We start from the raw sequence: 24,595 nt of genomic DNA on the forward strand, positions 1-24,595 counted from the left end.
CCATGGATCACCTGCTTTATATCGCCATGTCCGGGGCCAAAGAGAACATGAACAGCCTGGCTGTTCGCGGTAATAACCTCGCCAATGCCAATACCACCGGCTTTAAATCCGATTTCGAGCAGGCCCGCAGCATGCAGGCCTTTGGTGAGGGGCTGCCCAGTCGGGTATTTGCCATGACGGAACGTCCCGGCCAGAACCTGCAGCATGGCATGTTGATGACCACGGGGAGGGATCTTGACGTGGCGGTGGATGGTCCCGGCTGGATTGCGGTGCAAGATCCGAAGGGGGGGGAGGCCTATACCCGTATGGGAAATCTGCAGGTCAATGCGACTGGCAACCTGCAGACCTCTACCGGCTTGAACGTCGTGGATGACGGTGGTCAACCCATCGTGCTGCCAATGCCGATGGAGAAGCTGGAGATTAACCGGGATGGCACCATCAGTGGCCGTCCTGAAGGGGCCGCCGCGAATTTGTCGGAAGATTTTCAGCGGATCAAACTGGTTAACCCGGCCGCCGATGCGGTAGAGAAGGGCCAGGATGGGCTTTTTCGGCGCAAAGATGGCCAGAATGAGCCTGCCTCTGCCAACGTTGGCCTGATCGCCGGCTCCCTGGAGGGGAGCAATGTCAATGTGGTGGATGAGATGACCAACCTGATCCGGTTACAACGACAGTTTGAAACCCAGGTCAAGATGATGAAAACGGCCGAAGAGAATGACGAGGCCCAAACCCAGTTGCTGCGTATCAGCTAATCAAGGAGTTACCTATGAATCCTGCACTCTGGATCAGCAAGACCGGGTTGGATGCTCAGCAGACCAATATTTCGGTCACCTCGAACAACCTGGCGAACGCCAGCACCGTTGGTTTCAAGAAATCGCGGGCCATTTTCGAGGATCTGCTCTATCAAAACATCAATCAGCCCGGCGGCCGTTCGTCGGCGGATACCGAGTTGCCCTCCGGCTTGATGCTTGGCGCGGGCGCCAAGGTGGTGGCTACCCAGAAAAACCACAGTCAGGGCAACGTACAGACTACGGATAATTCGCTGGATCTGATGATCAGTGGCCGTGGCTACTTTGAAATTCAATTGCCCGACGGCAGCCTGGCCTATACCCGTAATGGGCAATTCACCCTTAACAGCGAAGGCACCATAGTGACGCCGGGTAACGGTTATCCCCTGCAGCCAGAAATCCAGATCCCGGAAAATGCCCAGAGTGTCACTGTCGGCACTGATGGTCAGGTCTCGGTACAGCTGAAGGGGGATGGTGCTTCTCAAGTGGTCGGACAGATCACCCTGTCAGATTTTGTCAATGCCAGTGGTCTGCAGCCGATGGGTGAGAACATGTTTCTGGAAACCCAGTCCAGCGGTGCAGCCATTCAGGGAACTGCAGGGGCGGATGGCATGGGGGTCTTGAAGCAAGGGATGCTGGAAAGCTCCAACGTTAACGTCACCGAAGAGCTGGTGAATCTGATCCAGGCTCAGCGGGTCTACGAGATGAACTCTAAAGTCCTCTCTGCGGTGGATGGCATGATGTCCTTCCTGATCCAGCGGACCTAATGGGGAGAGCCATGATGAAAAGCGTATGGATGCTGGGGTTGCTGGTGTTGGGGGGGTGTAGCAGTACTCCCAATACACCCAGGCCTGATGACCCCGAGTTTTCCCCCGTATACGGGGAGTCGGAGCCAGTCTCGGTGAGACCGACAGGTGCTATTTTTCAGCCGGATCAGGTTAATGGCATCTATTCGGATATCAAGGCGCACAAGGTGGGTGACATCATCACCATCGAGCTGGCCGAGTCCACTTCCGCCTCGAAGAAGGCAAATACCCAGAGTGGCAAGGATAACAAGTTCAATCTGGATCCGGTGACGCTGGGGGGCGTGCCTGTCACTGCCAGCCCCTATGATCTCTCCGCATCCATCGCTCAAAGCAGTGCCTTCAAGGGGCAGGCCAAGGCGGATCAGAGCAACAGCCTGCAAGGCAATATTTCGGTCAGTGTGGCCAAGGTACTGCCCAATGGCAATCTGCTGGTACGGGGCGAGAAGTGGATCATGCTCAACAATGGCAATGAGTATATCCGTATCACAGGTCTGATTAGACCGGAGGATGTCACCTCGGATAACAGCGTGTCATCCCAGAAAGTGGCGAATGCCCGTATCTACTATGGTGGTACCGGCGATCTTGCCAATACCCAGGAACAGGGATGGCTTACCAGCTTTTTCAATGGTCCCTGGTGGCCGCTCTAGGAGATGTTATGAAGTCACTCCGTTTGGTTACTCTGCTCTGCTGTCTGCTGCCTTTGGGGATGGCTAATGCCGCCCGGATAAAGGACATCAGCTCGGTAGAGGGGGTGCGTAGCAACCAGTTGATCGGTTACGGTCTGGTCGTGGGTCTGCCAGGTACCGGCGAGAAGAACAACGCCTTTACCGAGCAGACCTTCCGCACCATGCTCAACAACTTCGGCATCAAGGTCCCGGACAACATCAAACCCAAGATCAAGGATGTGGCGCCGGTGGCGATCCATGCGGATTTGCCGCCGTTTGCCAAGCCGGGCCAGACTATCGACGTCACTGTCTCTGCCATCGGTGAGGCCAAGAGCCTGCGCGGTGGTACGCTGCTGCAGAGTTTCCTGAAAGGGCTGGATGGGCGGGTCTATGCAGTCGCACAGGGCAGCCTGGTGGTAGGCGGGCTGGGTGCCGAGGGGGCTGATGGCTCCAAGGTAGTGGTCAATACTCCGACCGTCGGCCGGATTGCCAATGGTGCAACCGTAGAGCGAGAGGTGCCCAACTCATTTAGTCAGGGAGATACGATTACCTTCAACCTCAACCGCCCCGACTTTACTACTGCGCGTCGGCTGGCTGACGTAGTCAACGATCTGGTGGGGCCCAATACCGCTCAGGCTCTGGATGCCACCTCGGTCAAGGTCTATGCCCCGCGGGATCCGGGCCAGCGAGTCTCCTATCTGGCGACTATCGAGAACCTGGAGGTGGACCCGGCCAACGAGGCGGCCAAGATCATCGTCAACTCCCGCACCGGCACCATCGTTATCGGCAGTCAGGTGAAGCTCAAACCGGCGGCCATCAGCCACGGAGGCCTGACGGTGACCATAGCCGAAAACCAGCAGGTCTCTCAACCCAACCCGCTGGCAGGGGGCGAGACCACGGTCACCAACAACTCGACCATCAATGTCCAGCAGGAGCCCGGGCGGATGTTCAAGTTTGATACCGGTGCGACTCTGGACGATCTGGTCCGAGCGGTCAATCAGGTCGGGGTCGCCCCCGGTGATTTGATGGCTATCCTTGAGGCGCTGCAGCAGGCAGGTGCCATCGAGGGGCAACTGGTCATATTGTAACTGGCGGCAAGTGATTGCCACGGGTGGCAATGAGGTAAGCAAAATGGCGGAGTTTGACACCAACAGCGGCATGAATCTCGGGGTGGTGCAGGATATCAAGAACCTGGACCGTCTGCGCCAGATGAGCCACAGCAAAGAGGGACAGGCCGGGGCACTGCAGGGGGCTGCGCGCCAGTTCGAGTCAATCTTTACCCAGATGTTGTTTCAGAGCATGCGTCAGGCCAACGGGGTGTTGACTCAGGACAACCCGATGAACAGCAGCTATACCCAGTTCTATGAAGGGATGCTGGATGAACAGCGAGTGGCAGACATGTCCAGCAAGGGGGGGCTTGGATTGGCTGATATGGTTGCCAGGCAGCTCTCACCGGCGACATTTGTCCATCAGGATGGCCGGGTGCTCAAGATGCCGCAACGGACGGAACGGGTCTATAAACCCTACGAGCCACCCAAGACGGCTGCCACTGATTTGATCTCGGCATCAAAAGTTGGCAAAGATTTTGCTGAAAAAGAGATGACCGAGGGGGTCAAGGAGAGCCACGCACTCACTATGCCCCGTCGACCGCACCGCAGCATTCCGCCCATGGGACGCATGGCCAGCGAAGAGGGCAGTGCCGCCAGTAGTGGGGGCAAAGAGTTCGATACGCCGGAAGAGTTCGTTAATCGCCTGATGCCGCTGGCCAAGAAAGCGGCCGACAAGTTGGGGTTAAGCCCGGCGGTACTGGTCGCTCAGGCGGCATTGGAGAGCGGCTGGGGCAAACGGGTGATCAAGGATGGTGAAGGGCAGATGACCCATAACCTGTTTGGCATCAAGGCCGATCCTCGCTGGGAAGGGCCCAAGGCGGTAGTCAGCACCCTGGAATATGAAGAGGGAGTGGCGTCCCGCCAGAAAGCGGCGTTTCGTTCCTATGGCTCGTTTGAAGAGAGCTTCAACGACTATGTGGACTTTCTCACCTCCGGTTCCCGCTACAAGGGGGCCCTGGCCAGAGTGGACAGTCCGGATCGCTACTTCGAGGCGCTGCAACAGGCGGGTTATGCCACCGACCCGCACTATGCCAGAAAACTGAAACAGGTATTGCGCAGTGATGCCATTGCCCGATACAACGAGATGGAGCTGTAACATATGGCAAGCGATCTGCTTGGAATTGGTACATCGGGCGTGCTGGCACAGCAGCGCCTGCTGCAGAGCACCAGTAACAATATCGTAAACGTCAATAGCCAGGGCTATGTGCGTGAGCGTACGCTGGTGTATACCAATGCCATCGGTCTTGGCACAGGTGACATCAGGACCGAGCGGGTAATCAACAGCTATATGCAGGGAGAAGTGCGTCGCGATACCTCTGCCTTTTACGCATCCCTGACTCATTACGAGCAGCTGGCCGGCGTGGATCGCCTGCTGGGAGACACCAGCAATAGCGTAGGGGAGACCATCACCTCTTATTTCAAGTCCTTTCATTCGGCAAATGAATCACCCGCCGAGATCGGTGGCCGCAAGGTAGTGATGACGGAGCTGAGCGGTATGGTGAACCGCTTTCACACACTCTCGGCCCAGCTCGACAAGCAGAGCGATACCCTCAACACCCGTATTGAAGATGAGACCAAGCAGGTCAACAGTCTGCTCACCAGCATCAATGATCTCAACCAGGCGATCATCCGTACTCAGGGGTCTCCCGAAGAGAACCTGATGCTGTTTGATCAGCGTGACGAGGCGATCAGGCAGCTCTCCGAGAAGATGGATATCCGTACCGTAACCCAGGCTAACGGCAGCGTATTGGTCAATATGAGCACTGGTCATTCGCTGATCCTGGATGGGGGCGTTGCCCAGTTCAAGGTGGTGGCGGGCGATCCCGATTCCCGTGATCAGGAGTTGCAGCTGACTCTTGGCGACAATCAGGCTCTCATCGATCACGATACCTTCGGGGGGGCCATGGGAGGGCTGTTCAAGGCGCGTACCGACCTGGAGCCGACCAAGCGTGAACTGGGCCAGCTGGCCGTTGCGATGGCGGATGCCATGAACCAGCAAAACCGTCTCGGGATGGATCTGGACAACGAGTTGGGCAGCGATATTTTCACCCTGCCAACCAGCAAGGGATTGCCTTATGGCGACAACACAGGGTCGGTCGGAGCGAATGTCAGCTTTGTACCCGGCAAAGGAAGCTCTGTAACCCCCTTCGACTATGAAGTGCGCTTTAGCAGTGCGACCGGATATGAAGTGTTCTCGCTGGACAAATCTGGTAATCGCACCTCTGTGGCGACGGGCACCACGCCGCCAGCAACGTTTGAACTGGCTGGCCACGGGATCTCGATCGATCTCACCGGTACGCCAGCGGCAGGAGACAAGCTGCTGCTGCAACCAACCAAGGGGGCTGCTGCCGGGCTGGCTCAGCAGATCAACCGGCCGGAAGACCTGGCCTTGGCTGCACCTCTTAAAGTACAGAAGACTACCAACAACATCGGCAGTGCAGACATCAAGCTCGATGGCATCTTCAATACCGGAACGGGTTCCGGTTTTGGTACCAACAGCCTGGATCCCGCCGCTCCCCAGATCGTCAAGATCGGCAATAACGGCAATTATGAGGTGTATGCCGGTGATGGCACTACCTTGATCGGTGTCGCGCCGGCAGCCAGCAAAGGGCAGAATTTGATGGCCTCGATAGTAAACCCCTTTCCGGGTGGGCCTGCGGTCTACAGCAACCCGAAACAGAGCCCGGGCTACGAGTTCAGCATTACCGGCACGGTAGAACAAACCGACAGCTTCCAGCTTAGTTACAACACCAATGGTTTTGCTGATAACAGCAATGGTCTGGCAATGGCTGAGTTGCAGAACAAGGATCTGGTACGCAAAAGCACCAATGGTGGGACGACCAACGACAAGATGACCTTTAACCAGGCTTACTCCGGGTTGGTGATGGAAGTGGGTAACAATACCAGTCAGGCAAAAACCCTGCTCAAGGCTAATGAATCCAAGCTGATCCAGAGTACCGGGATCTACGAGAGCGTCTCCGGGGTCAATCTGGAGGAGGAAGCGGCCAATCTGATCCGTTTCCAGCAATCTTACGCGGCATCCGCGCAGGTGGTCAGTACGGCCAAAACCATCTTCGATACACTGCTTTCGTCCGTGAGGTAACGTCATGCGCATCACTACAAACATGATCTACGATCGGAATCTTTACTCCCTCACCAATACCAACGAGCGACTGGACAAGGCCTATCAGCAGCTGCAAACCGGCAACAAGTTTCAGAGCGCCGGTGAGGATCCGGCAGGCATGAGCCAGAAGATGGCGCTGACCAAAGAGATTGAACTGTTTAAACAGTACGGGGTGAATGGCAGTTTGCTGCAGAACAGTCTGGGGCATGAAGAGACGGTATTGGACTCTCTCAATACTGCGATGCTCAGTGCCCAGACCCTGATCCAGAAATCCAATAATGGTGCCATTAGCCTGGATGACCGAAAGGCCATTGCCAGTGAACTGGAAGGGTTGCAGCAGCAAATGTTTGACCTGATGAACAGCAAGAACTCATCGGGTGAATTTATTTTCGGGGGCAATCAGAGCAAGACCCAGCCCTATGTGAAAGATGCCAACGGTAAATACATTTATCAGGGAGATCCTGGCCAGCGAAATATTCAGGTATCGCCCACAGTGCAAATTGCTGCCAATGACTCCGGACAAGATCTGTTTGAAATCGTAGCAACCAGAAGAACCGCCAGTGCCACCAGTGCGAATATCAAGGTAGGGGTCGGGGATCAGGGGGATTTTGATAATTTCTATAAATCCAGTTACGACCCGGCACTGCCCAGCAACACCTACACAGTCTCCACCACAATTGGCCCGCCCGATACCTATGATATCAAGGATGCGGGTGGCAATACCCTGCAGACAGGTAATTACACTCCCGGTACCAAAATACCGTTCAATGGTCTCGAACTGACACTGGATCAGCCTGCAGGTGGTGCAGCACAGCAGTTTGCTCTCAATCCTCCCAAGAATGACAACGTGTTGAACGGGATGTCAGACTTCATTACGGCTCTGCGTGATCCCAATATTTCAGCCGAGAGTTTTGAGCAAAAAGTGGCCGATGCCACCGTTCATATGAAAAATGCCCGTTTGAACATTGATCATGGGCTGGGTGAACTGGGTGGCCGGATGAACAGTCTGGAGCAGGTGATGGGTTCCAACGAGGGGTTGAGCACCCTCAATGCCGAGGCGAGAGCCAAGGTGTCGGAAGCCGATCTCTATGAGGTAATTTCAGCACTGTCAAAAGAGGATGCGGCATTGAGTGCCTCGCAGCTCTCGTTCAGCAAAATAAGTCGTCTGACGCTATTTGACTATATTCGCTAAGAAAAGGCCCCTATGGGGCCTTTTTGCTATGCATCCCCGGCAGAGTTCCCCTGATATGTTCCGACAATTGTAACAAGCTGTTGCCATACCCTGTTTCCTGGTTGAGGCGGGGTTGACCTCCCTGTGGGATTGGATAATCATGCCGCCCGCACAACAGAGGGTTGTGCATATTATTTGCAGCATCTCGTTAGGCGAGGCTCCTGTATAAACACAGGCCACTGATCTCACGACGTCCAGAGACGCCCAAGATCAGGACAGTTTTCATCGGATTAAGGTGTAAACCCAAGTGGCTTCCGGCATGCCGGATACGTTATGCAGTGCTAAAGCTGGTACGTGGGGATGATGACACGCCGAACGGCGTCATTTCCTGCCTATTACTCGTCAATCAAATTGCTGTTTTCTTTCAGACAGCGAACGGTCTCCGCTCGCGCTCAGGCTTGCCTGAAATCACATGAGGTTCTTTGTGATGAAGAAAACACACACCATTCTCAACCGTCATCAACTGCTCGATCTCGCCAGCCTGCAAGGCTGGCTGGAACACAATCTGGATCCGGTTCAGCGCGCCGATCAGCTGCTGACCCTGCGTCCGGAAGAGCTCAACTGCATCTTTGACACCTTGCCTGCGTCAGAAGGGGCAGAACTGATCGCTTCTCTCTCCGCAGAGAGTGCCGGTCGCCTTTTGCTGCGGCTCCATGGCAGCATCGTCAGCGTGTTGCAGGAGGCTATTCCCCGTCGCGAAATGGTGGCTATCCTGCGCAAACTGAGTCGTCAGGATCGCACCATGTTGCTGGCTCGCTTCCCGACCCAGGCGCAGGCCATCTACTACTCACTGCTGGATTGGCCGCCTGAGTCCGTCGGGGCCAATATGCGCCACGAGTATCTGGCAGTGAGCGAACAGGATTCCGTCGGCAAGGCCAAGCAGCTGATCCACGATGCCTGGGACAATGCCCAGCTGTTCCGCCACATCTATGTGGTCAACGTGGATGGCCGTCTACAGGGGAGTATCTCGCTCAAGAGCTTGCTGATTGCTGACCCCGAGGCCAGTGTCGCTAACCTGATGGACCGAGAGACGGTGCGGATCAACGCTCGGGCTGATCAGGAGCTGGCGGCGCGCCTGCTGATCGACCGCGACCTGTCGGTATTGCCGGTCGAGGATCAGGGGCGACTGGTCGGTATTTTCCACGTCGATGATGCCGCCGACATCCTGGAGCTTGAATCTACCGAGGATGCCGAGATGCAGGGTGGCTCATCACCGCTCGATACCCCTTACTTGCAGGCGACCCCCTGGCAGTTGTGGCGCAAACGGGTGGGCTGGCTGCTTATCCTGTTCGTGGCGGAAGCTTACACCGGCACCGTGCTGCGGGCATTCGAGGAGCAGCTGGAAGCCGCCATCGCGCTGGCCTTCTTCATTCCGCTCCTGATCGGTACTGGCGGTAACAGCGGCACCCAGATCACCACCACCATAGTACGTGCCATGGCGGTCGGGGAGGTGAGTCTGCGCAATCTCGGCACCGTGCTGAAAAAGGAGCTCTCCACCGGTCTGCTCATCTCGGGGGCCATTGCCATGGCGGCCTGGGTACGGGCATGGAGTCTCGGCGTCGGTCCCCAGATTGGCATGGTGGTGACCTTTACTATCATCGCCATCGTGCTCTGGAGTGCCACGGTCGCATCCATTATTCCCATGGTGCTGCGTCGTTTCCGCATCGATCCGGCGGTGGTCTCTGCACCCTTCATCGCGACGCTGGTGGATGGTACCGGCCTTATCATCTACTTCGAGATGGCCAAGCTGTTGCTGCCCGAGTTGCAGTAACCGGGAGATTGAGATGCAAAAGGCAGCCATTGGGCTGCCTTTTGCATTTATCTTTTTCCGGTTTAGCCGAGCTGGAACAACAGTGGCCAGCCCTGCTCCTGGCAATAACGATGCTCCTTCTCCAGATTCTGCATCAGGAGACGGTTCTCCTCGCACCAGTCGATCGGCAGGGTCACGACCAGCTGATCCCCTTGCACTGCGACTTTCCACTCAGGCAGCAGGTTGTCCTGACGCTTGTGGTGAGCGGCGACTGCGAGGCGCAGGATGCGGATGCAGCGCAGCACCGTCTGCATGTCGTGGTTGGGTAGGGGCGGCAGCTCGGAGAGCTTGAGCCCCTTGCGCTGAAAGCGTACCAGCGCAGCCAGCAGCGCCTGATCGTCCTGGTTGAAGCCAGGCAGGTCGGTGTGTTGCAGGATATAGGCGGAGTGGCGATGAATGCCGCTGTAGTTGATGGCAAGGCCAATTTCGTGAAGCCGGGCCGCCCAGCCGAGGATGGCTCGATAGGGCTCTATCTCCATCTGCCAGGGCTCTTGCAAGGCATCAAACAGGGTCAGCACGCTCTGCTCCACCCGGGCTGCTTGTTTGCGGTCCATCCGGTAGTGGATGCCTAGCGCCTGTGCGGTACGCTCGCGAATATCGTGGTGCTGCAAGCGCTCCTCGAATTCATAAAGCAACCCTTCACGCAGCGCACCGTCGGAGTAGTCGAGCCGCTCGATGGGCAGCGAGGTAAACAGCCCGAGCAGGATGGCGACCGCAGCGGCAAACACCTCCTGACGCTCCTCGGTAAGCCCGACCAGTTTGAGGTTATCGACTCGCTTGCGCTCAATCATCAGCGCCTTGAGCCGCTCCAGCCCCTCCAGCGTAATGCTGCCGTCAGTCAGCCCTTCGCCTTGCAGTACATCCCGTACCGTACGAATGGAGCCTGAGCTGCCAAGGCAGCTCTGCCAGCCCAGCTTGCGGTACTGGTTGACGATGGGGGCGAGCTGGTGCTGCGCCTCCAGCACGGCATTGGTGAAGTGCTTGTCGCTCAGCTTGCCGCTGGCGAAGAAGCTTTGGGTAAAGCTGACGCAGCCCATCTTGCGACTGGTGAGGGCCTTGTGTTCAAACCCTTCACCGATGATGAGTTCGGTGCTGCCGCCGCCGATATCGATCACCAGTACCTGGCCCTCGATATGCTGGGTATGGGCAACCCCCTGATAGATGAGCCGTGCTTCTTCCTGCCCGCTGATGATCTCGATGGGGTGGTTGAGCACCTTGGCTGCTTCACTCACAAATTCGCGCGCGTTGCTGGCACGGCGCAATGTGTAGGTACCGGCGATGCGGATCTGATCCGGTTTGATGTTGGTGAGCCGCTCGGCAAACAGCGACAGGCAGGCGAGGCCGCGTTCCATCGCCTCCGGGCTCATCCGCTTTTGCTCATCCATCCCTTCCGCCAGCCGCACCCGCTCCTTAATGCGATCGACGATGCGAAAACGCCCTTCGCTCAGATGGGCGATCACCATATGAAAACTGTTGGAGCCGAGATCCACGGCGGCATAGAGACTATTGTCCATTGTTTGACTCGATACGTTTGAGATAGTCGTAAATAGCCACCTGAGAGCGGATCTTGCGGCGGTTGCCCCGCTTCACATATTCGTTCTGCTGGTCGGCATCGATGACCCGCGCCTTGCAGGTATCACTCAGTTGTAGCTCGAGAATGTCCATGATGCGCTGCTTGAGCCGCTCGTCATAAATGGGGGTGCCCACCTCGATCCGGCCGTCGATATTGCGGCTCATCCAGTCGGCGCTGGAGATATAGAGCTGGGGGTTGCCCTTGTTGTGGAACACCATCACCCGCGGGTGCTCGAGGAAGCGGTCGATGATGCTGATCACCTTGATGTTGTCACTGAGGCCCGGTACGCCCGGACGCAGGGCGCACATGCCACGGATGATCATCTGGATCGGTACTCCCGCCTGACCGGCGGCATAGAGGCGGTTGATGAGATCCTTGTCCACCAGATTGTTGATCTTGAGGATGATGCCGCTCGGCTGGCCCGCCTTGGCGTTGGAGAGCTCGTTGTCGATGAGGCGATAGAGCTGACGGCGGCTGTTGATGGGGGAGACCAGCAGGTGGTTGAACTTGTAGCGCCGATAGGGGTACTCGATGTATTCAAACACCCCTTCCACTTCGGCGGTGATATCCGGGTTGCGGGTGAGCAGCGAGAAGTCGGTGTAGATCTTGGCGGTCTTCTCGTTGAAGTTTCCGGTGCCGATATGGGCATAGCGCACCGCCTCGCCATTTTCGTGACGGGTGATGAGGCAGAGCTTGGAGTGGATCTTGAGGCTCGGTACCCCGAACACCACCTTGACTCCGGCATCGGTAAGGATGTTGGCCCAGTCGATGTTGGCCGCCTCGTCGAAACGGGCGCGCAGCTCGACCACCACGGTCACCTTCTTGCCGTTGTTGGCGGCATCGATAAGGGAGTGGATGATCCGCGACTTCTTGGCCACCCGATAAATGTTGATGCGAATGGCGCTGACCGCCGGATCGAACGCCGCCTGGCGCACTAGCTCGGTGAAGTGGTGGAACTTGTGATACGGGTAGTAGAGCAGAATATCCTGCTTGGTGATGGCATCGAAGGCGTTGACGAAGCCGTCAAAATCGCGGCAATCGAGGGCCGGCAGTTTGGGGTTTTCCAGATAGTCACGACCCACGTTGGGGAAGCCGATGAAATCCTTGAAGTTGTGATAGCGCCCACCCGGCATGATGGCGTCGTAGGAGCTGATCTGCAGCTTGAGTTTCAGGAAGCTTATCATGGCGGCGGGCATCTCCCGCTCGTAGACGAAGCGCACCGGCATGGCGGTGAGGCGCTGCTTCAAGCCGTCACTCATCTTGTCCACCAGGCTCAAGTCCAGCTGGTCGGAGAGATCATATTCGGCATCCCGGGTCAGCTTCACCGCATAAGCGGCAATCTCGTCGTAGTCGAAGAAGCCTTTGAAGATCTCGTCGAGGCAGAAGCGGATGACGTTATCAAGAATGATGATCTGCTTCTTGCGGCGGGTCCCTTCCGGCGGCAGCTGGAAGAAGCGGGGCAGGTCGTCGGTCGGCACTTCCACCAGAGCGTACTGGATCACCTGACCGTTCTTCTTCATCTCGATGGCCAGATAGGTGTACTCATCCTTGAGGAATTTGACCGGATTAACCTCTTTGTTGAGCAGGATCGGGATGATGTGGCGCAGCACCTTCTCCTTGAAGAAGACCCGCAGCCATTTCTGAATGGCATCGGAGAGCTGGTTCTCGTTGACCAGAAAGATGTTGTGGCGGGCCAGCGCAATCAACAGCTCCTTATAGGTGTTGTCGAACGCTTCACCGAGCGCCATCACTTTTTGCTGGATGGCGCGCAGCAGCACTTTCGCTTCATCGTCGCCACCATGTACTTCATTGATGAGGATGCGACGCTTGACGTCCGATACCCGTACCTTGAAGAACTCATCCTGGTTGGAGGAGAAGATCCCCAGAAAACGAACCCGCTCGATGAGGGGCACCGTCTTGTCCATTGCCTCTTGCAACACCCGTTCATTGAATGAGAGCCAGCTTAGCTCTTTCTCTTCATACTGCTTGTCGGTGCTCATCTTGTGCCTCTGTTTCAGGTCGCGTCTGCGCGGCAGTTATGGCGTTAATATATGACAAATAAATGACAGTATTGTTACTGCTCGCTGAACGCTTCGTCGATGTCGACCACCAGATCGTCGGAGAGGGATTCCAGCGCGGTGATCAGCTTATCCATCGCGAGCCCGTCGGGCAGGGCAACCAGCGCATGGGCATAGAAGAGCGGGGCGCCGGAGTGGGGAGCCGGTTCACAGCCGGTGGTGAGATCGGCCACGTTGATCTCGAGCTGGCGCAGGATGCTGGCTACTTCATGGACGATGCCGGGGCGGTCGTTGCCGGTCACTGTCATCATGACTTGATGGGCTGGCTCGGCGGTAGGTGTCCCTTCGGCAAAGCTGATGGTCAGACCCGGTAGCAGGGCCAGTGCTTCGCACAGGCTGCGATAGTGCTCATCGGGGACAGAGACATGGAGGATACCGGCAAACTGTCCCGCCAGTTCGCTCATGGCGCTGCCCAGCCAGTTGCCCTGCTCGCTGCTGATGACTGCAGCCAGACTCTCGACGATCCCGGGTTTGTCTGCACCGATCACGGTGACCACCAATTGCTTTTGCATCCTGCTCTCCTTGAAATGGGATTTCTTGCTCTATCCCTATTGTGCCTGCTGGGGCTGGTCATATGAACCCCCGCCTGCTGACAAATAGATAAAAAGACGGGACTTTTCACTTTCTATACACGGGTCTGCTGCCTTGCTCCGTGGCGGCTGTGGTAAAGTAATTCCCCTTTCGTGTCGTGAACTGGATCGTGCTCTCATGAATACCCTTGTCCTATCGGGATTGCTGTTGCTGGCGCTGCTTGTGCTGGCGATCTTCTGGAGCAGAGGCAGACAGCAAAAGCGCCTGCCCTATGATGTGCAGGAGACCCTGTTCAGTCCCGCCGAGCGATCCTTCCTCGGGGTGCTGGATCTGGCGGTGGGTGACAAGGCCCGGGTCTTTGCCAAGGTGCGGGTGGCCGATGTGCTGACGCCGCAGGCCGGGATCGGCAAAAGCAAATGGCAGCAGTACTTCAACAAGATCAGCGCCAAGCATTTCGACTATCTGCTTTGCCACCCTTCTGATCTCTCCTTTATCTGTGCCATCGAACTCGATGACAGCTCCCACCGCCATCAGAAGCGCAAGGCGCGGGATCTCTTTCTGAAAACCGCCTGTGACAGTGCCGGTCTGCCGTTGCTGCAGATCCCGGCAAGTGCCAGCTATCTGGTGGAAGAGCTGCGCGAACAGATCTTGCCGCTGCTGGTCAAAACCAGCGAACCATTGATCGATGATCTGCCGCACGGGGCGCGGCGCGAGCCGACGTTCAACCCTCTGCTGCTGGATGGTGTGGATGTTGGTGCCGGGATGCGTGGCCGCACTGCCCATGCCGAGGCTGTCTCGCCCTCGTCGCTCCACGAACCTGCCATCCGGGCCAAGGGGATGGTGGAGACACCACAGAGTGAGGGTGAGCTGGTCGATGGACTGTTCGCCGATGTAGAGGAGGACGAGGAGCTCGAGGTGCAGCATTGCCCCCGTTGCGATGCGCCGCTGGTGGAGCGGGAGGCGAAAAAAGGCCCCCACGCCGGTCGACTCTTCCTGGCCTGTAGTCGTTTTCCCGAGTGTCGTTATGCGGCGCCGCATCACCACCACAGCCACTGAGTTCATCTGACCGTGCTGCATGCTGCCCTCTGACGAGGGCAGTTTTCTTTCCGCCATTGGCGGCGTTTGCTAGCGGCGCCAATGCAGAAAATTCCTCGGCAAAATTTATCTAATCTCCCGTTTCTATCGATACACTTAGCCTGAATACGACAATTTTTGACAATGTGTCGGTTTTTTGGCACTTTGTGTGCCTGCAAAAAGACAGTCAGTAGCTGTTTTATTACTAAATAAAACAATAAGTTAGTTCAGGATATCGCGAGGGATGGATATGGTGGAGATGGGCGTGTTGATTGTTGATGCCGATGCGCAGCGGCGCCAGCAGTTGGGAACCGTGCTCTCGTTTATGGGGATCCTGTGGCAGGATGTCGCAGAAGGGGACCTGGATGTCGCCATCGAATCTTCTGGTCCACTGCAAGGGGTGCTGGTGGGTGAACTGGCAGGTCGCACCTTGCCCGAGTTACTTGCCGCTTTCCCTCGTACCCCCTTTATCTCGCTGGTTGAGGCGGAACTGCCCAACAGCAACTTTATCGGTGTTGCCCAGGCCCCCTTTACCTATGAGTCGCTGACTCGTCACCTGCACTTCTGTCAGGCTTTTGTCTCTCTCCATCCCCGTCAACAGACCCACGACAAGGGGCAGACGTTGCTGCGTTTGCTGGTGGGCAAAGGGAAGGGGATCCAGGAGGTTCGCCGCCTCATCAGCCAGGTGGCCGAGACCGATGCCAACGTGCTGATCCTTGGTGAATCGGGAACCGGCAAAGAAGTGGTGGCCCGTGCCATTCACGAACTCTCGGCCCGCAGTAGTGGCCCCTTTGTGCCTATCAACTGTGGTGCCATTCCTGCCGAGTTGCTTGAGAGCGAACTGTTCGGTCACGAGAAGGGAGCCTTTACCGGCGCCATCGCAGCTCGTCGCGGTCGTTTCGAGCTGGCGCAGGGGGGCACTCTGTTCCTCGACGAGATTGGCGACATGCCGATGCCGATGCAGGTCAAACTGCTGCGGGTATTGCAGGAGCGGCTGTTCGACAGGGTCGGTGGCGGCAAGCCCATTCAGGCCGATGTGCGCATCATTGCGGCGACCCATCGGGATCTGGAGGCATTGATCCGCAGTCAGGGTTTTCGTGAAGATCTCTACTACCGCCTCAACGTCTTCCCCATTGAGACCCCGCCACTGCGGGATCGCATCGATGACATTCCGCTGCTGCTGCAGGAGTTGCTCAACCGTCACGCGGAGCAGCACCACAGTGTGATCCGTCTGACCCAGCGGGCGCTGGAGTCGCTGATGCAGTACCCCTGGCCGGGCAATGTGCGCGAGCTTTCCAACCTGCTGGAGCGGCTGCTTATCCTCTACCCGCAACAGATCGTCGATGTGGCGGATCTGCCGAGTCGTTATCGTCTGTTGCCGAGCGAGCCGCGGGATGAGCGGCTGACCGAGATGGATGAGCGGGATGCGCTGGCGGCGGTGTTCCAGGAGCCGCCGGAGCTGGATCACCCCCTCGCCTCTGCCCGCACCATGCAACTGCCGGAGGAGGGGGTCAATCTCAAGGAGATGCTGGCCGACCTTGAAGTGGAGCTGATCCGCCAGGCGCTGGAGTCGCAGGACGGGGTGGTGGCCCGCGCCGCCGATCTGCTCGGCATGCGCCGTACCACCCTGGTAGAGAAGATGAAAAAGTACGGGATGAGCAAGGACGTCTGAGGGTCAAAGCCTTGACGCAAGGCGGTAATCCATTGGTTTTAATAGATTAATTTAGTGGCATGGAAATTGAATAACCTGACCAGGTCGCCAGTTTGAGGTCAGGTTTATGACAGCCCAACAGCAGGATATCCCACTCCAGTCTCACGAAGTGAGCCAGCTTTACGCCATCTTCAAGGCGCTCCCGACCGGGGTGCTGTTGCTTGATGGCACTGGCATCATCACTCGTGCCAATCCGGCGGCGATAGACCTGCTGGGGGAGCCGCTGGAGGGGGAACTCTGGCGTCACGTCATCACCCGCTGCTTCGAGCCGCGCGAGGATGACGGCCACGAGATCTCCCTGCGCGATGGCCGCCGGGTCCAACTCTCGACCCAGCCGCTGCAGGATCAGGCGGGCCAGCTGGTCTTTATCAACGACTTGACCGAAACCCGTCAGTTGCAGGATCGCATCAACCACATGAAGCGGTTGTCGGCCCTTGGCAATATGGCCGCTTCGTTGGCCCACCAGATCCGTACCCCGCTCTCGGCCGCCATGCTCTATGCCGCTAATCTGGCCAACCGCACCCTCAAACCTGAGTCCCGCACCCAGTTTCAGCAAAAGCTGATGGCCCGGTTGCAGGACTTGGAGAAGCAGATCAACGACATCCTGCTGTTTGCCCGCAATGGCGACAATCAGGTGGTCACCCCCATCTCGGTGCAGGGTCTGCTGGCTGAAGTGCAGGCGGGGGCAGAGGCGTTCTGCGCCCAGCAGGGTTGCGAGCTGCACATGGAGGCACCGGAGCCCGATCTCTGCCTGCTGGCCAACAGCAGTGCCCTCTCCGGAGCCATCAACAATCTCATCGCCAACGCCCAGCAGGCGGGGGCAACGTCGCTTCTGGTGAGCGCGGTGCGCAGCGGTGCTCGGGTCGAGATGCGGGTGATCGACAATGGCAAGGGGATGCCGGCCCACCTGCTCAGCCAGATTTTCGAACCCTTCTTTACCACCCGCTCCCAAGGCACTGGCCTCGGGCTGGCGGTGGTGCAATCCGTCGTGCGTGCCCATCAGGGGGAGGTCGGTGTGGCCTCGGTTCCCGGTGAAGGCACCTGTTTTACTCTGTCGTTCCCCCTGCATCAGCAGCAGGTGCAACTTGGAGGTGCAGCATGAGCCTTGTTAAGGAGCTGTGCCTGCCGAGAGGGAGCCATATCAATGCGGCCAGGTTGGCTGTCGTGGGAGGTGTAGCATGACTCAGGCCCGGATCCTGGTTGTAGAAGATGACAATGGCCTGCGCGAAGCGCTGGTGGATACCCTTTTGCTCGGCGGTTATGAGTGCCGCGAAGCGGACAGCGGCGAGCGTGCTCTGCTGGCCCTCTCCCGTCAGCCGTTTGACATGGTGATCTCCGATATCCAGATGGGAGGAATGGATGGCCTGACCCTGTTGGCTACCATACGCCAGCAGTATCCGCAGGTGCCGGTGCTCCTGATGACTGCCTACGCCAACATCGACGGCGCGGTGCGCGCCATGCGTGAAGGGGCCATCGACTATCTGGCCAAACCCTTTTCGCCCGAGGTGTTGCTCAACCAGGTGAGCCGCTATGTGCCGGCCCAGAAGGTAGAAAAACGTGCCGTGGTTTATGGCGATCCCAAGAGCGCCGAGCTGTTCCAGCTGGCGACCCGGGTGGCCAGAAGCGAAGCGACCGTGATGGTGACCGGCCCGAGCGGGACGGGTAAAGAGGTGCTGGCCCGTTACATTCACGACAACTCCAGCCGCGCCGAGCAGCCTTTCGTCGCCATCAACTGCGCCGCCATTCCGGAAAACATGCTGGAGGCGACCCTGTTTGGCTACGAGAAGGGCGCCTTCACCGGTGCGGTACAGGGGTGCCCGGGCAAGTTCGAGCAGGCGCAGGGGGGCACCCTGCTGCTTGACGAGATCACCGAGATGGATCAGGGGCTGCAAGCTAAATTGCTGCGGGTGTTGCAGGAGAAAGAGGTGGAGCGGCTCGGCAGTCGCAAGATGATCCCGCTGGATGTGCGGGTCATCGCCACCAGCAACCGGGATTTGAAAAAAGCGGTGCAGGATGGCCTGTTCCGCGAAGATCTCTACTATCGCCTCAACGTCTTTCCGCTGCGCTGGTCTGCCCTCTGTGAGCGGTCCGGCGACATTCTGCCGCTGGCGGAGCACCTGCTGGCACTTCATGCCAGTCAGCAGGGGCTACCGACACCACAGCTGACAGATGCCTCGCGGGAACGGCTGCTGGCTCACCCCTGGCCCGGCAACGTGCGGGAGCTCGACAACGTGGTACAGCGAGCGCTGATCCTCAGCCCTGATGGAGTGATCGATTGCAGCCACCTCATTCTGGAAGAGGTGGACGAGCAGGAGATGGAGTTTGCCGTTGCAGAGCGCGCTTATGGCGGTGATCGTCTCGGCAGCGAACTCAAGCAGCAGGAGCACCAGATCATTCTCGACACCCTGCAAGAGTGCAACGGCAGTCGCAAGGATGTGGCCGACCGGCTCGGGATCAGCCCGCGTACTTTGCGCTACAAGCTGGCCCAGATGCGGGATGCCGGCATCGACTTGCCTGCCTGAATCAGGCTGGTGCCTCAATAGAGGGAAGTATCACTGTGTGGGAACCGTCATGGTCTTGATGACGGCTCTCGATTATCATAGGGCCCTTGGCGTTTTGAGCCGGGGCCTTGTTTTTATTGGTAAAACAGGGAATCGCGCCGTTATAAAGGGACCCTTATGATCTCTCATCGAAAATTGGAAACCGTACTCAACCACCTGCTTGAGCCCCACGCCATCAAGGATTACTGCCCCAATGGTCTGCAAGTGGAGGGGCGCGAGCGCATTCGCAAGGTGGTGACCGGTGTGACCGCCAGTCAGGCCCTCATCGATGCAGCCGTGGCTGCCGATGCCGATGCCATTCTGGTTCACCACGGCTACTTCTGGAGCGGTGAACCGGCCCAGATCACCGGTATGAAGCAGCGCCGCATCAAGACCCTGCTGGCCCACGATATCAACCTGTTTGCCTACCACCTGCCGCTCGATGTCCATCCCGAGGTGGGCAACAACGCCCAGCTCGCCAAGCTGCTCGATATCAAGGTGCGTCGCGGGCTGGAGCCGTGGAACAGCAAGAGCGTCGCCATGGTGGGCAAGCTGGAAGAGCCGATGAGCGGCAGCGATTTTGCCAAACTGATTGCCGAGCGTCTCGGTCGTGAGCCGCTCCACTGTGGCGACAGCGGCCCCGAGCTGATCCGTTCAGTGGCCTGGTGCACCGGCGGCGGTCAGAGCTACATCAATCTGGCGGCGGAGCAGGGTATCGATGCCTTTATATCTGGCGAGGCTTCCGAACAGACCATCCACACCGCCCGCGAGATGGGGATGCACTTCTACGCTGCTGGCCACCACGCCACCGAACGTTACGGCGTCAAGGCGCTGGGAGAGTGGCTGGCGACGGTGCACGGGCTGGATGTCACCTTTATCGATATCGACAATCCGGTGTAGGGTCGCTTGGCCGAGTAATCCGACCTAACCGCTGCCATCGTGCGGTAGGTAGAAATGACAAGGGAGGCCTAAGCCTCCCTTGTTGTATCTGACATGCAGTTGTTAGCTGTTACTCGCAGGCGTAACCAGCGGGGCCCAGCAGGGCGCCATCCAGTTGCACGGCGCCATCTACCATCTGCAGCCTGCCTTCGCAGAACCAGCGTACCACCAGCGGGTAGATGCTGTGCTCCTGCGCCTGTACTCGTGCCGCTACCTCGTCCGCCGTGTCCCCTTCAAAGATGGGCACGCGGGCCTGCAGGATCACCGGGCCCCCGTCCAGCTCTTCGGTGACAAAGTGGACGCTGGCGCCGTGTTCACTGTCACCGGCATCTATGGCGCGCTGGTGGGTGTGCAGGCCCTGATACTTGGGCAGCAGGGAGGGGTGGATATTGATCATCCTGCCGGCGAAATGTCGCACCAGATCGCCGCTCAATATCCGCATAAACCCGGCCAGCACCACCAGATCCGGCTGATAGTCTGCCATCAGCGCCAGCAGGGCGGTGTCATACTCCTCCCGGCTGGCAAACTGCTGCTGGGCCAGAATGGAGGTCGCCACGCCAGCTTCTTTGGCGCGAACCAGACCATAGGCATCGGCCTTGTTGCTGATGACGCCGACCACTTCACCGACAATCTTACCGCTTGCGCAGTGGTCGAGGATCGCCTGCAGATTGCTACCGCTGCCGGAGATTAGGACGAGGATCCGCATCATTTGATGACGACCTGCTCCTCACCGTCTGTTGCCTTGGCGATATGACCGATGTGCCATGCGTTCTCGCCTTCCGCTTTGAGCAGGGTCAGCGCCTTCTCCAGCTGATTGGCAGGCAGGGCGATGATCATGCCGACGCCGCAGTTGAAGGTGCGATACATCTCGTGACGGGTGACGTTGCCAGCCTGCTGCAGCCAGCTGAACACCGCCGGCCACTGCCAGCTCTGCTCGTCGATCACAGCTTGAGTATTGGCAGGCAATACGCGGGGGATGTTCTCCCAGAAGCCGCCACCTGTGATGTGGGAGAGGGCGTGGATCTCGCACTCCTTGATGAGCTTGAGCACAGGTTTCACATAGATGCGGGTCGGCTCCAGCAGGGCGTTGGCCAGGGTGGTGTCACCCAGCGGCTGATGCACGTCGGCTTTGGAGACTTCCAGAATTTTACGGATCAGGGAGAAGCCGTTGGAGTGAGGGCCGCTGGCGGCCAGGGCGATCAGGGCATCCCCTTCACCGACCTTACTGCCGTCGATGATTTCGCTCTTCTCCACCACACCGACGCAGAAACCGGCGATGTCGTAGTCTTCCCCTTCATACATGCCCGGCATCTCGGCGGTCTCGCCGCCCACCAGGGCACAGCCTGACTGCTCGCAACCGGCACCGATCCCGGTGACCACCGCGGCCGCGGTGTCCACGTCCAGCTTGCCGGTTGCATAGTAGTCGAGGAAGAACAGCGGCTCGGCGCCCTGTACGATCAGGTCATTGACGCACATGGCCACCAGATCGATGCCCACGGTGTCGTGCTTCTTCAGGTCGATGGCCAGCCGCAGCTTGGTGCCCACACCATCGGTACCGGAGACCAGTACCGGCTCCTTGTAGCCCGCAGGGATTTGACACAAGGCCCCAAAGCCGCCAAGACCACCAAGGACTTCAGGACGACGAGTGCGCTTTGACACGCCCTTGATACGTTCAACCAGTGCATTGCCGGCATCGATATCTACGCCAGCATCCTTGTAGCTCAGTGAGGTTTTGTCAGTCACGAGTATTCCCCGTCATGTAAAGAAGTGGAGGGTAAAATTCGGGGCGTATTCTAACAGTGGCGGTGAAAAACCAGAAAGGAAATCGTTTGCGCGTTTTTGCGCGGAAATGCTCTACAAGCGGTGGCTTTTGTTGTATGATTCCGCGATTTTTTTGCGGCAGGTTAGAGGAGATAATAATGAAAGTCGTTGAAGTCAAACACCCCCTGGTCAAACACAAGATCGGTCTGATGCGTGAAGGCGATATCAGCACCAAGCGTTTCCGTGAACTGGCCAAAGAAGTGGGCAGTTTGTTGACCTATGAAGCGACCTCTGACTTCGAAACCGAGAAGGTTATCATCGATGGCTGGAATGGGCCAGTAGAAGTTGACCAGATCAAGGGCAAGAAGGTAACCGTCGTGCCTATCCTGCGTGCCGGCCTTGGCATGATGGATGGCGTGCTGGAGCACATGCCGAGTGCCCGCGTCAGCGTGGTCGGTATCTACCGCGATGAAGAGACCCTGCAACCGGTTCCCTATTTCGAGAAGATCGTCAGCAACATCGAAGAGCGTCTGGCGCTGGTCATCGATCCGATGCTGGCCACCGGTGGCTCCATGATCGCCACCATCGATCTGCTGAAGAAGAAAGGCTGCCAATCCATCAAGGTGTTGGTACTGGTTGCCGCGCCGGAAGGGATCAAGGCGCTGGAAGCCGCTCACCCTGACGTAGAGCTCTATTGCGCTTCTGTCGACCAGGGGCTGAACGAGAAAGGCTACATCGTGCCGGGTCTGGGCGATGCAGGCGACAAGATCTTCGGTACCAAATAAGTTAATGCCTTGACCCGCTTCCCATGTGGAAGGGGTGATCGGAGCCGGCGCATCGCCGGCTCTGCTGTTTGTGGCCGCTTGTGCCAGCCTTGCCGCAGGATGCGCCTTGCCGCTACCATAAGCACACTCTCCCATTTCGAGACTCTGTTCATGTTCAAACGTGTTGTGACCGCCCTCTGCTGCGGCTTGTCATTCATGGCCTCGGCCGCTCAGGTGACCGACCTCTATCAGGGCAAGGCCCCGACCAGTGGTGACATGGTGGCCGCTCAAGGGAAGGCACTGGGTCAGGTGCTGATCAAGGTGACCGGCAAGCGCGACATCCTCACCCAGCCGGTGGTGGTCAAGGCGCTGGCGGCCCCGGGCGACTATGTCAAAAGCTATGGCTATCAGGATCAGGACTCCGTCAAATATCTGAAGGCCGAGTTCAAGAGTGACAAGGTCAACAGCCTGGTCTCCGAGAGCCAGTTTGCCCTGCTTGGCCCGGCTCGTCCCCAAATGGCCATCTGGCTGGTGGTGGATCAGGGTGAGCGTCGCTTGCTGGCGGATCAATCCAGCGATGGTTGGGCGCAAGCCTTGCGCGAGCAGGCCCAGACGTTGGGGCTGCCCATCAGCATTCCGCTGATGGATCTCGATGACAACATGGCGGTCAGTGCCACCGACGTCTGGGGACGCTTTGCCGACCCGATTTTGCAGGCAAGCCAGCGCTATGGCGCCGAGATGGTGGTGCTGGGCAAGCTGACACCAGAAGGTGACAAGTGGAGCATCGATTGGGGACTCTACGGCCCCAAGGCGGCCGGTGAAGTGGCCGAGCTGACCCGTGGCAATAGCACCGGCACTCAGGCCGAAGTGGCGCAAGGGTTTGCTGATACCCTAGCGGCCTGGCTGGTGAAAAACTACGGTGCCCGTATCTCGGGTCCGGCAACCAGCCAGACCCTAGTGGTAGATGGCCTCTCCGAAGTGGACAGCATGATCGCCGTGCAGAAGATGCTGCAGGGGATGGCCAACGTCAGCAAGGTGGCGATCGGCAAGCTGGAGGGGGACCAGGTCACCTTCAACTTTACCCTGCAAGGGGATCAGGCCGAGCTGGTACGGGCGCTGCAACTTGAGAGTCGTTTGCGCAAGGTTGACGATAATGGCAGCGGTTTGCGTTACCAATGGTCGCAGCCCTGATTTTATAAGGCTTTTGTAGACCGCCCGGCTTGTCCGGGCGGTTCTCTATCTGCCTTTGCGATGATACACTTAGCCACAAATGTCACAGTCAAAGCCCAACGAGTGAAGCAACCGGCCCAACTGTCTTTAGCCGTACAACTACCGGATGATGAAACCTTCGTCAGTTTTTATCCCGGCAACAATGCTCATCTGATCACCGCCCTCAAGAATGCGGCCATCGGTCAGGGATCGCCTTTCCTCTATTTCTGGGGAGCCAAGGGATCCGGACGCTCTCATCTGCTCCATGCCACCTGTGCCGAGGTCAATGCCCGCGATGCGGCGGCGGCCTATCTCTCCCTCGATCAGTTTGAACAGCTCGATCCCAGCATGCTCGATGCCCTCGAAAGCCTGCCGCTGGTCTGTCTCGACAGCCTCGAGGCGATCGCCGGCAATGCCGTGTGGGAGCGGGCGCTGTTCGATTTCTACAACCGCTGGCAGGAGAAGGGCGAGGGGACGCTGGTGGTCACCGGCTGCAGCGCACCGCGTAAACTGGGACTGCAACTGCCGGATCTCGCTTCGCGCCTCGACTGGGGTGTCAGTTTCCATCTCGAAGAGCTGGATGATGAAGGCAAGCTCAGTGCCCTGCAGCTGCGTGCCGAGCTGCGGGGCTTCAAATTGCCCATCGATGTGGGCCGCTTCCTGCTCAACCGACTCTCCCGCGATATGCGAACCCTGCTCACCACTCTCAATCAGCTCGACAACGCCTCATTTCGCGCCAAGCGCAAGCTCACCATTCCCTTTGTCAAAGAGATCCTCGAGCTCTGATCCTCTCTGCGGTGTGCGGTTGTGGCCTGACTTTCGTTTGAATGGCAGATAAAAAGAAACCCCGACATCAGGCCGGGGTTTTGCTATCTCAAGGGGGCT

21 protein-coding genes and 1 riboswitch are annotated in these 24,595 nt (G+C 58.1%); of the genes, 16 read left to right on the top strand and 5 right to left on the bottom strand.

What is annotated here, in order from left to right:
- Nucleotides 1-2: 2 nt before the first annotated feature.
- The 8 genes from flgF (at nt 3) to mgtE (ending at nt 9,491) form a co-directional block, all read left to right on the top strand.
- A complete protein-coding gene (gene flgF, locus G5380_RS18105; protein WP_005344530.1) occupies nt 3-749 on the top strand; it encodes a flagellar basal-body rod protein FlgF in 747 nt (248 codons plus the stop codon).
- Nucleotides 750-763: 14 nt separating this feature from the next.
- Nucleotides 764-1,552 carry a flagellar basal-body rod protein FlgG gene (flgG, locus tag G5380_RS18110; RefSeq protein ID WP_216954109.1) on the top strand — a complete coding sequence of 263 codons (789 nt, stop codon included), beginning with the start codon at nt 764-766 and terminating at the stop codon, nt 1,550-1,552.
- A 14-nt stretch (nt 1,553-1,566) separates the two neighbouring features.
- Nucleotides 1,567-2,238, top strand: coding sequence for a flagellar basal body L-ring protein FlgH (gene flgH / locus G5380_RS18115; RefSeq protein ID WP_421173102.1), 672 nt, complete (start codon nt 1,567-1,569; stop codon nt 2,236-2,238).
- 8 nt (nt 2,239-2,246) lie between these two features.
- Nucleotides 2,247-3,344, top strand: a complete 1,098-nt coding sequence (locus G5380_RS18120; RefSeq protein WP_227340838.1) for a flagellar basal body P-ring protein FlgI — start codon at nt 2,247-2,249, stop codon at nt 3,342-3,344.
- A gap of 43 nt (nt 3,345-3,387) precedes the next feature.
- Complete coding sequence (gene flgJ / locus G5380_RS18125) at nt 3,388-4,461, top strand: flagellar assembly peptidoglycan hydrolase FlgJ (protein ID WP_227340837.1); 1,074 nt, start codon at nt 3,388-3,390, stop codon at nt 4,459-4,461.
- Nucleotides 4,462-4,464: 3 nt separating this feature from the next.
- Nucleotides 4,465-6,468, top strand: a complete 2,004-nt coding sequence (locus G5380_RS18130) for a FlgK family flagellar hook-associated protein (protein ID WP_337072996.1) — start codon at nt 4,465-4,467, stop codon at nt 6,466-6,468.
- Between the two features lie 4 nt (nt 6,469-6,472).
- On the top strand, nt 6,473-7,681 hold the full coding sequence (gene flgL, locus G5380_RS18135; RefSeq protein ID WP_216954104.1) for a flagellar hook-associated protein FlgL: 1,209 nt from the start codon (nt 6,473-6,475) through the stop codon (nt 7,679-7,681).
- Nucleotides 7,682-7,857: 176 nt separating this feature from the next.
- Nucleotides 7,858-8,027, top strand: a riboswitch (M-box (ykoK) riboswitch).
- A gap of 120 nt (nt 8,028-8,147) precedes the next feature.
- A complete protein-coding gene (gene mgtE / locus G5380_RS18140; RefSeq protein WP_216954102.1) occupies nt 8,148-9,491 on the top strand; it encodes a magnesium transporter in 1,344 nt (447 codons plus the stop codon).
- 62 nt (nt 9,492-9,553) lie between these two features.
- Here mgtE and ppx read toward each other — a convergent pair whose 3' ends face one another.
- From ppx to G5380_RS18155, 3 genes are all read right to left on the bottom strand, one after another.
- Entirely contained in the window at nt 9,554-11,044 is a 1,491-nt protein-coding gene (ppx, locus tag G5380_RS18145) for an exopolyphosphatase (RefSeq protein ID WP_421352970.1), read from the bottom strand.
- Nucleotides 11,034-13,103 carry a polyphosphate kinase 1 gene (ppk1, locus tag G5380_RS18150; RefSeq protein WP_139734028.1) on the bottom strand — a complete coding sequence of 690 codons (2,070 nt, stop codon included), beginning with the start codon at nt 13,101-13,103 and terminating at the stop codon, nt 11,034-11,036. Before ppk1 ends, ppx begins: the two co-directional genes overlap by 11 nt.
- A gap of 74 nt (nt 13,104-13,177) precedes the next feature.
- Complete coding sequence (locus tag G5380_RS18155; protein WP_421173083.1) at nt 13,178-13,693, bottom strand: glycine cleavage system protein R; 516 nt, start codon at nt 13,691-13,693, stop codon at nt 13,178-13,180.
- Nucleotides 13,694-13,889: 196 nt separating this feature from the next.
- On the opposite strand from G5380_RS18155, the gene G5380_RS18160 reads away from it, so the two are divergent.
- From G5380_RS18160 to G5380_RS18180, 5 genes are all read left to right on the top strand, one after another.
- Nucleotides 13,890-14,768: a DUF2726 domain-containing protein gene (locus tag G5380_RS18160; protein ID WP_421352971.1), complete on the top strand. Its 879-nt coding sequence runs from the start codon at nt 13,890-13,892 to the stop codon at nt 14,766-14,768.
- A 268-nt stretch (nt 14,769-15,036) separates the two neighbouring features.
- Nucleotides 15,037-16,458 (top strand): sigma-54 dependent transcriptional regulator, encoded by a 1,422-nt coding sequence (locus tag G5380_RS18165; protein ID WP_266133996.1) that lies wholly within the window; start codon nt 15,037-15,039, stop codon nt 16,456-16,458.
- A 106-nt stretch (nt 16,459-16,564) separates the two neighbouring features.
- Complete coding sequence (locus G5380_RS18170; protein WP_042033343.1) at nt 16,565-17,599, top strand: sensor histidine kinase; 1,035 nt, start codon at nt 16,565-16,567, stop codon at nt 17,597-17,599.
- Nucleotides 17,600-17,675: 76 nt separating this feature from the next.
- Complete coding sequence (locus tag G5380_RS18175) at nt 17,676-19,019, top strand: sigma-54-dependent transcriptional regulator (protein ID WP_421352972.1); 1,344 nt, start codon at nt 17,676-17,678, stop codon at nt 19,017-19,019.
- A gap of 156 nt (nt 19,020-19,175) precedes the next feature.
- On the top strand, nt 19,176-19,937 hold the full coding sequence (locus G5380_RS18180; RefSeq protein WP_042033345.1) for a Nif3-like dinuclear metal center hexameric protein: 762 nt from the start codon (nt 19,176-19,178) through the stop codon (nt 19,935-19,937).
- Between the two features lie 109 nt (nt 19,938-20,046).
- Here G5380_RS18180 and purN read toward each other — a convergent pair whose 3' ends face one another.
- Together purN and purM are read right to left on the bottom strand one after the other, a co-directional pair.
- Nucleotides 20,047-20,685, bottom strand: a complete 639-nt coding sequence (gene purN, locus G5380_RS18185; protein ID WP_421352973.1) for a phosphoribosylglycinamide formyltransferase — start codon at nt 20,683-20,685, stop codon at nt 20,047-20,049.
- Complete coding sequence (gene purM, locus G5380_RS18190) at nt 20,682-21,719, bottom strand: phosphoribosylformylglycinamidine cyclo-ligase (RefSeq protein WP_335836776.1); 1,038 nt, start codon at nt 21,717-21,719, stop codon at nt 20,682-20,684. The genes purN and purM overlap by 4 nt, the downstream gene beginning before the upstream one ends.
- 176 nt (nt 21,720-21,895) lie before the next feature.
- Here purM and upp point away from each other — a divergent pair, with 176 nt between their 5' ends.
- The 3 genes from upp (at nt 21,896) to hda (ending at nt 24,496) form a co-directional block, all read left to right on the top strand.
- On the top strand, nt 21,896-22,522 hold the full coding sequence (gene upp / locus G5380_RS18195) for a uracil phosphoribosyltransferase (protein WP_005334115.1): 627 nt from the start codon (nt 21,896-21,898) through the stop codon (nt 22,520-22,522).
- Between the two features lie 150 nt (nt 22,523-22,672).
- Nucleotides 22,673-23,692, top strand: coding sequence for a DUF2066 domain-containing protein (locus G5380_RS18200; protein ID WP_421352974.1), 1,020 nt, complete (start codon nt 22,673-22,675; stop codon nt 23,690-23,692).
- A 102-nt stretch (nt 23,693-23,794) separates the two neighbouring features.
- The gene (gene hda, locus G5380_RS18205) at nt 23,795-24,496 is read left to right on the top strand and encodes a DnaA inactivator Hda (RefSeq protein ID WP_013723920.1); all 702 of its coding nucleotides are present in this window, start codon (nt 23,795-23,797) and stop codon (nt 24,494-24,496) included.
- Nucleotides 24,497-24,595: the final 99 nt, after the last annotated feature.

Origin of the sequence: Aeromonas sp. 604443, assembly GCF_049170315.1 — a bacterium.
Classification (GTDB): Bacteria; Pseudomonadota; Gammaproteobacteria; order Enterobacterales; family Aeromonadaceae; genus Aeromonas; species Aeromonas veronii_A.